Source organism: Brevundimonas sp., assembly GCF_050729455.1.
In the GTDB taxonomy this organism is placed as follows: domain Bacteria; phylum Pseudomonadota; class Alphaproteobacteria; order Caulobacterales; family Caulobacteraceae; genus Brevundimonas.
This window is the reverse complement of sequence record NZ_JBOHLI010000004.1, coordinates 23,102-36,025: the sequence shown is the minus strand read 5'-3', so window position 1 is coordinate 36,025 and position 12,924 is coordinate 23,102. Positions and strand designations below refer to the sequence as shown.

12 protein-coding genes are annotated in these 12,924 nt (G+C 69.1%); 6 read left to right on the top strand and 6 right to left on the bottom strand.

The genetic code is table 11. The features are described 5' to 3' along the window. Positions 1-90: 90 nt before the first annotated feature. On the top strand, positions 91-639 hold the full coding sequence (locus ACREEF_RS02080) for a murein L,D-transpeptidase catalytic domain-containing protein (protein WP_431563957.1): 549 nt from the start codon (positions 91-93) through the stop codon (positions 637-639). Between the two features lie 76 nt (positions 640-715). On the opposite strand, the gene purD is transcribed toward ACREEF_RS02080, so the two are convergent. Next, positions 716-1,993, bottom strand: a complete 1,278-nt coding sequence (purD, locus tag ACREEF_RS02075) for a phosphoribosylamine--glycine ligase (protein ID WP_431563956.1) — start codon at positions 1,991-1,993, stop codon at positions 716-718. Positions 1,994-2,049: 56 nt separating this feature from the next. After that, positions 2,050-2,211 (bottom strand): hypothetical protein, encoded by a 162-nt coding sequence (locus ACREEF_RS02070; protein WP_431563955.1) that lies wholly within the window; start codon positions 2,209-2,211, stop codon positions 2,050-2,052. A gap of 65 nt (positions 2,212-2,276) precedes the next feature. On the opposite strand from ACREEF_RS02070, the gene xseA reads away from it, so the two are divergent. Then, a complete protein-coding gene (gene xseA / locus ACREEF_RS02065; protein WP_431563954.1) occupies positions 2,277-3,758 on the top strand; it encodes an exodeoxyribonuclease VII large subunit in 1,482 nt (493 codons plus the stop codon). Between the two features lie 150 nt (positions 3,759-3,908). On the opposite strand, the gene ACREEF_RS02060 is transcribed toward xseA, so the two are convergent. Then, a complete protein-coding gene (locus ACREEF_RS02060) occupies positions 3,909-5,069 on the bottom strand; it encodes a P1 family peptidase (RefSeq protein WP_431563953.1) in 1,161 nt (386 codons plus the stop codon). 84 nt (positions 5,070-5,153) lie between these two features. Here ACREEF_RS02060 and ACREEF_RS02055 point away from each other — a divergent pair, with 84 nt between their 5' ends. Both ACREEF_RS02055 and ACREEF_RS02050 read left to right on the top strand, forming a co-directional pair. Beyond that, complete coding sequence (locus tag ACREEF_RS02055) at positions 5,154-5,366, top strand: DUF2093 domain-containing protein (RefSeq protein WP_431563952.1); 213 nt, start codon at positions 5,154-5,156, stop codon at positions 5,364-5,366. Positions 5,367-5,413: 47 nt separating this feature from the next. Continuing rightward, entirely contained in the window at positions 5,414-5,911 is a 498-nt protein-coding gene (locus tag ACREEF_RS02050; RefSeq protein WP_431563951.1) for a response regulator, read from the top strand. Here ACREEF_RS02050 and ACREEF_RS02045 read toward each other — a convergent pair. Further along, the gene (locus ACREEF_RS02045; protein WP_431563950.1) at positions 5,908-6,840 is read right to left on the bottom strand and encodes a lysophospholipid acyltransferase family protein; all 933 of its coding nucleotides are present in this window, start codon (positions 6,838-6,840) and stop codon (positions 5,908-5,910) included. The genes ACREEF_RS02050 and ACREEF_RS02045 overlap by 4 nt on opposite strands. Continuing rightward, entirely contained in the window at positions 6,830-7,600 is a 771-nt protein-coding gene (locus ACREEF_RS02040; RefSeq protein ID WP_431563949.1) for an SDR family NAD(P)-dependent oxidoreductase, read from the bottom strand. The genes ACREEF_RS02045 and ACREEF_RS02040 overlap by 11 nt, the downstream gene beginning before the upstream one ends. Before the next feature lie 111 nt (positions 7,601-7,711). Here ACREEF_RS02040 and ACREEF_RS02035 point away from each other — a divergent pair, with 111 nt between their 5' ends. Beyond that, positions 7,712-8,980 carry an EAL domain-containing protein gene (locus tag ACREEF_RS02035; protein ID WP_431563948.1) on the top strand — a complete coding sequence of 423 codons (1,269 nt, stop codon included), beginning with the start codon at positions 7,712-7,714 and terminating at the stop codon, positions 8,978-8,980. Positions 8,981-9,181: 201 nt separating this feature from the next. Beyond that, positions 9,182-9,877 carry a 2OG-Fe(II) oxygenase gene (locus tag ACREEF_RS02030; protein ID WP_431563947.1) on the top strand — a complete coding sequence of 232 codons (696 nt, stop codon included), beginning with the start codon at positions 9,182-9,184 and terminating at the stop codon, positions 9,875-9,877. Between the two features lie 51 nt (positions 9,878-9,928). On the opposite strand, the gene ileS is transcribed toward ACREEF_RS02030, so the two are convergent. Continuing rightward, positions 9,929-12,856: an isoleucine--tRNA ligase gene (gene ileS / locus ACREEF_RS02025; protein WP_431563946.1), complete on the bottom strand. Its 2,928-nt coding sequence runs from the start codon at positions 12,854-12,856 to the stop codon at positions 9,929-9,931. Positions 12,857-12,924: the final 68 nt, after the last annotated feature.

Here is a 12,924-nt window from a genome sequence, read left to right as displayed (position 1 = left end):
GCCGCTTCGACCAGCAACCTCCAGCTCGCCGGCGCCGCGCCTGCCAGCCTCCCCGTCGTTCCGGTCCCGACCACGGCGCAGCCCGTTTCCGTGGCCAAGACGACCGGCCCCGCCATCGACCCGCACGGCGTCGTCCGCAAGGACCTGATGGAGCGCGCCCGCGCCGCGCTGGACACCCACGGTCACAAGATCAGCAAGCGCGACCGGATGTATCTGGTCGATTTCCAGAAGTTCTCGGGCGAGGACCGCTTCTACGAGGTCGATCTGGAAGGCGGCTGGGTCACGGCCTATCGCACCAGCCACGGCCGCGGCTCGGACCCGGCGCACTCGGGCTTCGCCCAGCGCTTCTCGAACGAGATGAACAGCCACATGTCGTCGATCGGCGCCTTCGCCACGGCGGGGGCCAGTTGGGGCTCGCAGCAGGGTCCGAACGTCCTGCTGGACGGGTTGGAGTATTCCAACAACCGGGCGCGCGAGCGGGCCATCATCATCCACGGCGCCGATTACGCCGACCCGGCCTTCCTGGCCCGCGAAGGCAAGCTGGGCCGCTCTTACGGCTGCTTCTCGGTGTCCCACGCCGACCTGGCGCCCCTGCGCGAACGCATGGGCGAGGGCCGGCTGCTGTTCGCCATGGCCTAAGCCTTTGCGGAGCCGCTTGGCGCGGCTCCATTTCTCCAGCCGCCGCTTAGCGCGGCTCCATCCTTCTTTGAGCCGCTTAACGCGGCTCCAGCGCCCGCCAGCCGATGTCGCTGCGGTGGAAACCGCCCGGCCAGTCGATCTTGGCGATGGCTTCATAGGCCCGCGCGCGCGCCTCGGCGATGTCCGCGCCATAGGCGCAGACGTTCAGCACACGACCGCCCGCCGCGACCAGGGCGCCGTCGTCACGCTTGCGCGTTCCGGCATGGAAGACCTGGACGTGGGGACCGAAGTCCTGATCGGCGCCGCGAATGACCGAGCCTTCCAGCGGGCTGTCGGGATAGCCCTTGGCGGCCAGGACCACGGTGATGACCACGCCGTCCTTGAACCGGGGCGCGGGCGCCTTCGACAGGTCGCCGCGCGCGCAGGCCAGCAGCAGCGGCACGATGTCGCCGTCGAAGCGCATCATCAGCACCTGGCATTCCGGGTCGCCGAAGCGGGCGTTGAACTCGACCACCTTGGGGCCTTCGTTCGTCGCCATCAGACCGGCGTAGAGGACGCCGCGATAGGGGGCACCCTCGGCGGCCATCATGCGGATGGTCGGCTGGACCACGCGCTCGTCGGCCTGCTGCACCAGTTCGGGGGTGAAGACCGGGGCGGGCGAATAGGCGCCCATGCCGCCCGTGTTCGGACCCATGTCGCCGTCAAAGGCGCGCTTGTGGTCCTGGGCCCCGCCGAACAGGACGGCGCGCTGGCCGTCGCACAGGGCGAACAGCGAGCCCTCCTCGCCGTCCATGAACTCCTCGATCACCACGCGCGACCCGGCCGAGCCGAAGCGTCCGCCCAGCATCCGCTCGATCTCGGCTTCGGCGTCCTGCCTGTCGGGGCTGATGGCCACGCCCTTGCCCGCCGCCAACCCGTCGGCCTTGATGACATAGGGGGCCGAATACTGGTTCAGCGCCGCCTTGGCCAAGGCCACGTCCTCGTAGACGCCGTAGCCCGCCGTCGGGATGCCGTGCCGTTGCAGGAAGGCCTTGGAGAAGGCCTTGGAGGTTTCCAGCTGCGCCGCCTTGGCGGTGGGGCCAAAGCAGGGAATCCCCGCCGCGTTCAGACGGTCGGCCAGGCCCTCGGCCAAGGCCGATTCGGGGCCGACCACCACCAGGTCCGCCTTCATCTCGCGGGCCAGGGCGGCCAGGCCCTCGGCGTCGGTCGCCTTCAGGTCGGGCCGCAGCTCGGCGTGCTTCGCCATGCCGGGATTGCCGGGCGCGGCGACGAGCCGCGTGACCAGCGGCGACTGGGCGATCTTCCAGGCCAGGGCGTGTTCACGCCCTCCGGATCCGACGAGCAGAATGTTCATACGGGCGCAATGACCGCCCCGGCCGTCCGGGTCAAGCGGGGGAAAGGGTTAGCGGCCTAAAGGAGGGCCAGGCCGACATAGATGAGCAGGCCCAGCAGCAGGATGACGAACACCGCCAGCCAGGGGCTGACGGCCGGGGCGTTGCTGCGACGCGACAGGTCATCCTCGCGCGGCGCGCGTTCGGCGGGATCGGTTCCGGGGGGATCGGCGGGCTCCATGGCTCCGCTAACGGCCGGGTCCGCGCCCCGTTCCCGCCGCGCGCGGCAGAGGCTAAGATGCCTTCATGATCTCCGACGACGACTATGCTTTCGAAGGGCCCGCCGAGGCGCCGGCCGCCGCCCGCGACAACAATCCGCCCCTGTCGATCTCGGAACTCAGCTTCGCGCTGAAACGCACGCTGGAGGACCGCTTCGGCCATGTCCGCCTGCGCGGCGAGATCTCCAAGGTGAACCGCCACGCCTCGGGCCACGTCTATCTGACGCTGAAGGACGACAAGGCGGCCATCGACGGCGTCATCTGGAAGGGCGTGGTCAAGGGTCTGGGCGCCCAGCCGGAAAGCGGCCTGGAAGTCATCGTCACCGGCAAGATCACCTCCTACCCCGCCCGGTCGTCCTATCAGATCGTCATCGAGAGCATGGAGCCGGCGGGCGCAGGCGCCCTGCTGGCCCAGCTGGAGCGGCTGAAGGCGCGCCTGCGCGACGAGGGTCTGTTCGAGCCGAGCCGCAAGAAGCCCCTGCCGAGCTTCCCGGCGACCATCGGCGTCATCACCAGCCCGACCGGGGCCGTGATCCGCGACATCCTGCACCGCATCGCCGAGCGCTGGCCCTGCCGCGTCATCGTCTGGCCGGTCGTGGTGCAAGGCGACGCCGCAAGCGGTCAGGTGACGAACGCCATTCGCGGCTTTGACGCCATGCGGTCTGACGGGCCGATCCCCCGCCCCGACCTGCTGATCGTCGCGCGCGGCGGCGGCTCGGTCGAGGACCTGTGGTGCTTCAACGACGAGGCCCTGGCCCGCACCGTGGCCGAGGCCCGCATCCCCATCATCTCGGCCGTCGGGCACGAGACCGACACCACCCTGATCGACTTCGTCTCCGACCGCCGGGCGCCCACCCCGACCGGCGCCGCCGAAATCGCCACCCCGGTCCTGGCCGACCTGCGCTGGGCCCTGACCGATCTGGAAGGCCGTCTGGCGCGCGCCGGTTCGCGCCTGCTGGAGGACCGTCGCACCCGTCTGCGCGCCGCCGCGCGCGGCCTGCCCGCCCGGCCCGAGGACCTGCTGGCCCTGCCGCAGCAACGCCTCGACCACGCCGCCAGCCGTCTGGGCTCGGGCCTGCACCGCAACGTCGCCGTGCACGAACGCCAGCTGGCGGTCGTCGGCGGACGTCTGTCCAAGGGGCTGCTGGACCGCGCCATCGAACGCCGCGGCGACCGGCTGGCCGCCTATGCCGACCGCTTCGCCCCGGCCATGAAGCGCCGGCTGGACCGCGACGAGACCCGGCTGGCCGCCCTGTCGCGAGCCCTGGCCACGCTGGACCCCAAACGGCCCAAGCCCGGCTTCGCCCGCATCGAGGACGCGGCGGGGGCCATGATCGCCTCCGCCGCCGCCCTGTCGCCCGGCCAGGCGGTGCGCATCGTCTTCGGCGACGGCGCCAAGGGCGCGACGATTGATGGCGAGGGGGCCGCGTCTCGGCCCGTCGCCCCGCCCGCGCCCAAGCCGGCGCCGCGTCCGAAACCGCCGGCAGCCGGTCAGGGCGACCTGTTCTAGCCTGAAATATCCGCTCATCCCGGCCGACGCCGGGATCCAGTGCTTTGGCTTCAATTTCAGCGCCTGGAATTCCCGCAGAAGGCTTCAGATTGCGGAGCGCATGGCTCTCACTGGATCCCGGCGTCCGCCGGGATGAGCGGGGATGAAGCGTTAGCGACCTGCCGCCAGCAGCCCCTTCACCGCCTCGACGTCCAGCGCCTCGACCGTCACCGGCTTGCCGTCGATGACCGAGGTCGTGGTCTCCGCCTTCAGCAGGGAGTTGAGGATGGCCTCCTCGGTCGCCTCGGCCACGGCGACGAACAGGGGCGACATGCGGTCGTTGGGCCAGTCCGCCACGGTCGTCACGTCAGCCCGCCGCTCCGGCGTCCGCCGCACGCCCTCGGCCGTGGAGAAGGCGACGGCGTAGTCGCCGGACCCGTTCGAGAAGGCCGCCCCCGTCCGCGCCAGACCGGCGAAGGCGCGATCCGCCAGCCGCTCCAGATTACGGTCCGACAGGGGCGCGTCGGTGGCGATCACGATCATGATGGAGCCGTCGGCGCGCTCGGCCTCGACCTCCTGACGCAGGAAATAGCGGCCCAGCGGCACCCCGACGGGCGTCCCGTCCATGCTCAGCACCCCGCCGAAGTTGGACTGTACCAGCACCCCCACGGTGAAGCCGCCCAGGCTGTCGGGCAGCTGGCGCGAACTGGTGCCGATGCCGCCCTTGAAGCCGAAGGCGATGGTGCCCGTCCCGGCGCCGACCGCGCCCTGCTCGACCGGGCCGCTCGTCGCCGTTTCAATGGCCCGCACCACGTCGGCGGCGGTGACGACGCGGGCGCGGATGTCGTTCAGCCCGCCGTCGTTGGTCTCGCCCACCACGGCGTTGACCGAGCGGATGTCCTCATGCCCCGGCTGTTTCAGCGTCCAGTCCAGCACACCGTCGACGCCGCGCGCCACCGACAGGGTGTTGGTCAGGACGATGGGCGTCTCGATCTCGCCCAGTTCGCGAATCTGGGTCGCGCCCGCCAGCTTGCCGAAGCCGTTGGCCACCGACAGCCCCGCCGGAACCTTGTCGCGGAACAGGTCGCCGCCGTGCGGCAGGACGGCGGTGACGCCCGTGCGGATGCTGTCGCCGCGCCGCAGCGTGACCTGCCCCACCCGCACGCCCGCCACATCGGTGATGGCGTTCAGCGGCCCCGGCGACAGGACGCCGGGCGTCCGGCCCAGATCGCGAATCGTCGGCCGGGTTTCGCCCGTTTGCGCCGCGATGGGCGAGCCCGTCAGGGTCGCCGCCAGAGCCAGGGCGGCCAGAAGGGCGTGTGAACGGGTCATGGGCGGCTCCTGTCATCGACTTGTTTTCAGATGACAGCGATTCGCCCCTCGTCTCGCGCGCCAAGCCGTGCCTATCATCGGCCCATGACGCCGCCTGTTTCTCCGCCTGTTTCGCCTTCGCCCGCCACGCTGCACTACGGCGACGGCGAATTCGCCGTGCTGCGCCCCGGTGCCTATGTGACCTGCGCTGTTAGCGGCGTGCCGATTCCTCTGGCCGCCCTTCGCTACTGGTCCGTCGAGCGACAGGAAGCCTACGCCAGCCCGCTGGAATTCATGGCCGCCGCGCGCGACGCCTGATATCCGTCCAATCTTCCCGCCGCCTGTCAGATCGCGTCGTATTTTCCATGTCCGCCCTGCAATCGCTCGACATCCTGCTCGCCGACGACAATCCGAACATGCGGGCCATCGTCTCGGCCATGCTGAAGTCCGTGGGCGTGGGGCGAGTACGTGAGGTCGATGACGGCGCGGCCGCGCTCGAGGCGCTGAAAGCGCGCCCGGCCGACATGGCCATCGTCGATTTCCGGATGCTGCCGATCGACGGGGTGACTTTCACCCAGCTGATCCGCAACGCAGAGGACAGCCCCAACCCCTATCTGCCGATCATCATGATGACGGGCCATTCTGAGCGCCGCCGCGTCACCGAAGCCCGCGACGCCGGGGTCACCGAGTTCGTGACCAAGCCGGTCAACGCGCCCGCCCTTCTGGCGCGGATCGAGGCGGTGATCATGCGGCCGCGCGCCTTCATCAGAGGCGGCCAGTATTTCGGACCCGACCGCCGCCGCACCCAGCCGGAGAACTATGCCGGGCCGTTCCGCCGGGCCAGCGACGCCGTGATCGATTAGGCCTCGGACGCCTTCAGCGCCTCATAGACCTTCGCCGGCCAGCGCTTGTGGACCCAGAACCAGTCCACCGGATGTTCCTTCACGCGGTCCTCGACGAAACGGTTCACGGCCTGAATGCCGGCCAGAACATCGGCGGCCTTGTCGCCCGTATCCGGCACGGCGATCGGTTCGTGCGCCGTCACGCGGAAACGCACGCCCGGCAGGCGCGTCACCGACAGCGGCTGCATCACCGTACCGAACTTCAGCGCCAGTCTTGCCGCGCCGGGCGAGGCGTTGACCGGCTGGCCGAAGAACTCGACCTCCGGCCCCTGATTGTATTTCTGGTCGACCAGCAGGGCGATGGATTCGCCGCGCTTCATGCCGGCCATCAGCTCGCGCGTGCCGTCGCCCTTGGGCGCGAACAGCTTGATGCCGTAGCGCTCGCGGCTCTGGCGGATCAGGGCGTCGACATAGGGGTTGTTGGCCGCGCGATAGGTCACCTGACACGGCACGCCCGCCGCCATGATGACCGCCGCCATGACCTCGAAATTGGCCAGGTGGCCCGAAATCAGGACCACGGGCTTGCCGCTGTCGCGCACCGCGTGCAGCCGTTCTAGGCCGACCACGTCGATCCGGCCGCTCTCCGGCGTCAGGCGATCCATGACCGCCAGTTCGGCGAAGGTCCGGCCCGTCTGCTCCCACTGATCCACGGCCAGACGCTCGCGCTCGGCGGCGTCCATGTCGGGGAAGGCGATTCGCAGGTTGCGCGTCACCGTCTTGTGCGTGCCCGTCAGCGGGCCCAGCCAACGCAACAGCTTGCCGCCGAAGCCGGAGGCCCCCTCGACGCCCAGCGCCCGCAGGAAGGCGAACAGCGCCGAGAAGGCCGCCGCCTCGAGCCGCCAGTTCAGGTCCTGGAAAAACCCGATCTTCTTCTCGTCGTCACCAGGCAATCGTCAGTCCGCCGTCCACCACAAGGGTCTGCCCGGTCACATAGGCCGAGGCAGGGCTGCACAGATAGACCGCCGTGCCCGCGATTTCATCAGGCTGACCGATCCTTTTCAGCGGGGCGGGTTCGGTGACGGTCTTCAGCAGCTCCGGGTTCTCCCACAGGTATTTGGCGAAGTCGGTCTGGACCAGGCCCGGGGCGATGCAGTTCACGCGCACGTTCGACGGGCCGAACTCGACCGCCAGATTGCGCGCCAGCTGCATGTCGGCGGCCTTGGAGATGTTGTAGGCGCCGATCAGGGCGTTGCCACGAAGCCCGCCGATGGACGAGATGATCAGGATCGCCCCGTCCTTGCGCGCCAGCATCTGCGGCGCGACCATCTGGATCAGCCAGTGGTTGGAGATGACGTTGTTCTGAAGAATCTTCTCGAACTGGTCGTCATTGATGCCCGCCATCGGCCCGGCGTAGGGGTTGGTCGCGGCGTTGCAGACCAGGATGTCGATCTGGCCGAAGGCGCTGTTGGTCTCGTCCGTCAGACGCTGCAGGTCTTCCTTGGAGGCGATGTTGGCGGGGATGGCGATGGCGCGGCCCGCGCCGTGCTTTTCGTTGATGGCGGCAGCGACCTCGTCGCACGGCCCGGTCTTGCGCGAGGAGATGACGACGCGGGCGCCGTGCTCGGCCAGACGTTCGGCGATGGCCTTGCCGATGCCCTTGGAGGAGCCGGTGATGACCGCGACCTTGCCGCTCAGATCGAACAATTCCATGCGTTAACCTCCCTTGGGGCGGGTTTTCTGCGCCCCAACCCTAGCCGTTACCTCTAGTTAGACCGATACTCGGCCGATTCTATAAGGGAAAGGCGGCTTAACACCGGTCCCATGCGCAAGATTACCGGCGGTTTTCTGTTCTTCGGCTACCTGTTCCTGTCCCTGACCATCGGGGCGGCGATCTGGCGCGCCGGTATGGGCGCGGGCGCGGGCGCCGCCGGCGTGCTCGGCGCGCTCGGGCTTCTGATCGGGCTGCACGCCGTGGTCGCTGGAGTTCTGGACCGCCGCGCCCTGCGCAAGGAAGTCGCCAAGGTTCGCGAGGCGCACCGTCTGCTGGCCGACGCGATGGAGTCGACCCAGGGCGCCCTGACCGAACTGGCCGAAGCCATCGAGAGCGGCGCCCTGACGCGCACCGAGGCCCTGACCGGCGAGGTGCGGATGCTGGAGGGCCTGGTCCAGCAGATGAGCGATTCGATCGACGAGCGTCTGGCCTCCTCGCCGATCACCGCCGACACCTATGAGGGCCGCCGTCAGGTCCAGTCGAACACCCTGCTCAAGACCGTCCACGACGCTCTGACGGAAAACCGCATCGACCTCTATCTGCAGCCGGTCGTCACCCTGCCGCAGCGCCGCACCGTCTTCTACGAGAGCTTCACCCGCCTGCGCGACCCGTCCAACCGGGTCATGATGCCGGCCGAATACCTGTCGGTGGCCGAGGGCGAGGGCCTGCTGCCCGCCATCGACAACCTGCTGCTGTTCCGCTGCGCCCAGATCGTGCGCCGTCTGGCGCGTCAGGACCGCAAGGTCGGGGTCTTCTGCAACATCTCCCTCGCCTCGCTGGGCGACGAGACCTTTTTCCCGCAGTTCCTCGACTTCCTCAGCCAGAACCGCGACCTGAAGGACGCCCTGATCTTCGAGCTGGGTCAGGCGACCTTCGAGGCACGCGGCGCGTCCGAAGCCCGCAACATGGCCAAGCTGGCCGACCTGGGCTTCCGCTTCTCCATCGACAAGGTGCAGACCCTGGATCTGGACTTCGCCGACCTGCAACGCTCGGACGTGCGCTTCATCAAGGTCGCGGCCGACCTGCTGATCGAACAGCTTCTGGATCTGGACGGGGCCGCCCCGCTAGCCACCCAGCCCGACATCCAGGCGGCCGACTTCGCGCCCCTGACCCGCCGCTACGGCTTGGAGCTGATCGCCGAGAAGGTCGAGAGCGAGAAACAGGTCGTCGACATCCTCGAACTGGACGTCGGCATGGGCCAGGGCCACCTGTTCGGCGAGCCCCGCGCCATAAAGGAAGCCGTCCTGGCCGAGACCGACCCGCCGGTCGAGTTCGTCCGCTCGACGCTGAAGTCCGCCGAGCAGCGCCGCCGGTTCTAGCTTCTTTCCTCCCCACGCGTGGGGAGGGGGACCACGAAGTGGTGGAGGGGGCGACGCCGCCGTCTCCTATTCAGCACTCCCTATGTCTGCCGTCCCGCCGCCCCCTCCGTCACGGACGCTGCGCGCCCGCGCCACCTCCCCATGAAATGGGGAGGAAAGAAGGGCCGAAAGCCGCCAGACAGGCCGCCTCGACCGGCGTCTATGACGCCCATGACCGACACGCTCGACTGGCCCCGCATCGCCGACGATCTGAACGCCCGGGGCTGGGCCGTGGTCGGGCCGCTGCTGACGCCCTCGACCTGCGAGGTCCTGCAAGCCCTCTACGACCAGCCCGAGCGGTTTCGCAGCCGCATCGTCATGCAGCGCCACGGCTTTGGACAGGGCGAGTATCAGTATTTCGCCAATCCCCTGCCCGATCCCCTGCCTCGACTGCGGACGCGGCTCTATGCGGGGCTGGCGCCGATCGCCAACGACTGGGCCGCGCGGCTGGAGCGACCGGGCTTTCCCGACAGCCTGGATGAGTTGACCGCCCAGTGCCGGGCGGCGGGCCAGACGCGGCCGACCTCGCTGATGCTGCGCTACGGCCCCGGCGACTACAACCGGCTGCATCAGGACCTCTATGGTGACCTGGTCTTTCCGCTGCAGGCGGCCATCCTGCTCAGCGATCCGGCGGCGTTCGCGGGCGGCGAGTTCGTCCTGGTCGAGCAGAAGCCCCGGTCGCAGTCACAGGCCCATGTCGTGCCGCTGAAACAGGGCGAGGCGGTGATCTTCGCCGTGCGCGAACGCCCCGTCGCCGGCACGCGCGGCGACTATCGCGTGCAGATGCGCCACGGCGTCAGCACGGTGCGCGCGGGCAAACGGATGACGCTGGGGCTGATCTTTCATGATGCCCTCTGACACCCATTCATGAAAAAAGGCCCCTCCGTCGAAACGAAGGGGCCTGATCCCTTAAGCCCTCTGCACGTCCAGCCAGCGGACGGCGTCGGCGTCGCGGGCCGAGAGGTCGGGGAAGTCGGCGTCCGAGCCGACGTCCGGCACCCGGCGCCAGGAACGGGCGCACTTGGGATAGTCGGCCAGCTTGACCTCGACGGTGACGGCGTCGCCGCCGACCACGAGTTCAGCGCCCGAGGTGCGGAAGACCTCGGCGGCGTCCAGACCGTCGAACGGGGTCAGCAGTTCAGCCGGGGCCGTCACCACCGGCCAGGCGTCCAGGGCGCCGCCGATCAGTTTGTCGCGACGCGCGGCTTCGAGCGCCTCGTTGACGACTTCCAGTACCGTCTCGACGCCCGCCCAACGCTCGGCCTCGGCCGGGTTGCGCCATTCGCCGGGCGTTTCCGGGATCACCCGCGCGCAGTTGCTGCCGGCGTCCGGGAAGCGCGTCGTCCAGGCCTCTTCCATGGTGAAGGGCGTCAGGGGGGCCAGCCAGGCGGTCAGGCGGCTGAAGACCTCGTCCATCACCGTGCGCACGGCGCGGCGGCGGACGCTGTCGGGACGGTCGCAGTAGAGGCTGTCCTTGCGCACGTCGAAATAGAGGGCCGACAGGTCGCCCGAGCAGAACTCCAGCACCGGACGCACCACGTCCTGGAAGCGATAGTCGCGGTAGGCCTCGCGCACCTGACCATCCAGTTCATGCAGGCGGTGCAGGATGAACTGCTCCAGCGGCGGCATCTGGTCGTAGGGCAGGCGTTCGGCCTCGTCGAAGCCGTTCAGGGCGCCCAGCAGATAGCGGACCGTGTTGCGCAGCTTGCGATAGGCGTCGACCGTGGTCTGCAGGATCTGCTTCCCGATCCGCTGGTCCTCGGCATAGTCCACCAGGGCGACCCACAGGCGCAGGATGTCGGCGCCCGACTCCTTGATGACGACGGCCGGGTCGGTGGTGTTGCCACGCGACTTCGACATCTTCTCGCCGTTCTCGTCCTGGGTGAAGCCGTGGGTCAGGACGGCGTCATAGGGGGCGCGGCCGCGCGTGCCGCTGCCTTCCAGCAGGTTGGACTGGAACCAGCCGCGGTGCTGGTCGGAGCCTTCCAGATAGAGGTCGGCGGGCCAGTGCGACGGGCGGTCGCCCGTGTAGCCGTGGGCCGGGTCGCGGGCTTCCAGCGTGAAGGCGTGAGTGCAGCCCGAGTCGAACCAGACGTCGAGGATGTCCTGGATCTTCTCGTAGCGGTCGGCGTCGTGCGCGCCCAGGAAGTCGGCGTCGGGACGGTCGAACCAGGCGTCGGCGCCGCCCTCGGACACGGCCTTCAGGATGCGGGCGTCGACCTCGGGGTCATGCAGGGGCTGGCCGGTCTGCTTGTCCACGAACATGGCGAGCGGCGTGCCCCAGGCGCGCTGACGGCTGATCAGCCAGTCGGGGCGGGTCTCGACCATGCTCCGGATGCGGTTCTTGCCCGCCGCCGGGTGGAAGGCGGTGGCGTCGATGGCCGTCAGGGCCTTGTCGCGCAGGGTGTCGCCGTCCGCCAGGTGCTCGTCCATGCTGATGAACCACTGCGGCGTGTTGCGGAAGATGATCGGGGCCTTGGAGCGCCACGAGTGCGGATAGGAGTGCTCCATCCGGCCGCGCGCCAGCAGGGCGCCCGCCTCGATCAGCTTTTCCATCACCGCGCCGTTGGCGGGGCCGAACTTGCCGGTCTTCTTGCCCTCGGTCTCCAGCACCTTGAGGCCGGCGAACAGGGGGACGTGGTCGTAATAGGCGCCGTCGGCGTCGACCGTGTCCGGCACCTCGCGGTGGCCGTGAGCCTGCCAGACGGCGTAGTCGTCCGCGCCGTGGCCGGGGGCGGTGTGGACAAAGCCGGTGCCGGCGTCGTCGGTCACATGGTCGCCGGCCAGCAGCGGCACCGAGAAGCCGTAGCCCGAGTCCAGCGCCGCCAGCGGGTGGGCGCATTCCAGGCCCGACGGGTTGATGGCGTCGACGCGGGTGAAGCCGCTGATCTTGGCGGCCTTGAACACGTCCTCGGCCAGCTTGTCGGCGATGATGAAGCGGTCGCCCGGCTTGGCCCAGGGCTCATAGTCCAGGCCCTCCTCCAGCGCCGTGACCTCGTACAGGCCATAGGCGATCTCGGGGCCGTAGCTGATGGCGCGGTTGGCCGGGATGGTCCAGGGCGTGGTCGTCCAGATGACGATCGACGGCGTCGCGGCGCGGAAGGACAGCAGGTCGTCCGGGTGGCTGTCGGTCGCGCCGACCACCGGGAACTTGACCCAGATCGTGGGCGAGACGTGGTCGTGATACTCGACTTCTGCATCCGCGAGGGCCGTGCGCTCGACCGGCGACCACATCACCGGCTTGGAGCCGCGATACAGCTGGCCCGAGTTCTTGAACTTGTGGAACTCGGCGACGATGGCCGCCTCGGTCGTGAAGTCCATGGTGGCGTAGCGGTTGTCGAAGTCGCCGGTGATGCCCAGGCGCTTGAACTGATCGCGCTGCACGTCGATCCAGCCGGCGGCGTATTCACGGCAGGCCTTGCGGAACTCCGACTTGGAGACCTCGTCCTTGCGGCGGCCCTTGGCGCGGAACTGCTCCTCGATCTTCCACTCGATCGGCAGGCCGTGGCAGTCCCAGCCGGGGACGTAGTCGACGTCGTAGCCCAGCAGGAAGCGCGAGCGGACCACGAAGTCCTTCAGCGTCTTGTTCAGGGCATGACCGATATGGATGTCGCCGTTGGCGTAGGGCGGGCCGTCGTGCAGGACGTAGAGTGGCGCCTTCTGGGCCTGACGCGTGGCGCGCAGGTGGCTGTACAGGTCGCCCCAGGCGGCGATGATCTCCGGCTCCTTCTTGGGCAGCCCGCCCCGCATGGGGAAGGGCGTCTCGGGCAGGAAGACGGTGTCGCGATAGTCGCGGCCCGATGCGTCGGAAGCGGTGTCGTTGGTGGCGTCGGCCATGGGGTAATCTTTGTCTTTATGCGCGGGCGCCGAGGGGGCGACGCGGACGCAGTCTAGCGTGAAGGCCG

Coding starts and splice junctions, on each gene's coding strand:
- purD (WP_431563956.1), bottom strand. CDS start 1,993: ATGAACATTCTGCTCGTCGGATCCGGAGGGCGTGAACACGCCCTGGCC.
- ACREEF_RS02070 (WP_431563955.1), bottom strand. CDS start 2,211: ATGGAGCCCGCCGATCCCCCCGGAACCGATCCCGCCGAACGCGCGCCG.
- xseA (WP_431563954.1), top strand. CDS start 2,277: ATGATCTCCGACGACGACTATGCTTTCGAAGGGCCCGCCGAGGCGCCG.
- ACREEF_RS02060 (WP_431563953.1), bottom strand. CDS start 5,069: ATGACCCGTTCACACGCCCTTCTGGCCGCCCTGGCTCTGGCGGCGACC.
- ACREEF_RS02055 (WP_431563952.1), top strand. CDS start 5,154: ATGACGCCGCCTGTTTCTCCGCCTGTTTCGCCTTCGCCCGCCACGCTG.
- ACREEF_RS02050 (WP_431563951.1), top strand. CDS start 5,414: ATGTCCGCCCTGCAATCGCTCGACATCCTGCTCGCCGACGACAATCCG.
- ACREEF_RS02040 (WP_431563949.1), bottom strand. CDS start 7,600: ATGGAATTGTTCGATCTGAGCGGCAAGGTCGCGGTCATCACCGGCTCC.
- ACREEF_RS02035 (WP_431563948.1), top strand. CDS start 7,712: ATGCGCAAGATTACCGGCGGTTTTCTGTTCTTCGGCTACCTGTTCCTG.
- ACREEF_RS02030 (WP_431563947.1), top strand. CDS start 9,182: ATGACGCCCATGACCGACACGCTCGACTGGCCCCGCATCGCCGACGAT.
- ileS (WP_431563946.1), bottom strand. CDS start 12,856: ATGGCCGACGCCACCAACGACACCGCTTCCGACGCATCGGGCCGCGAC.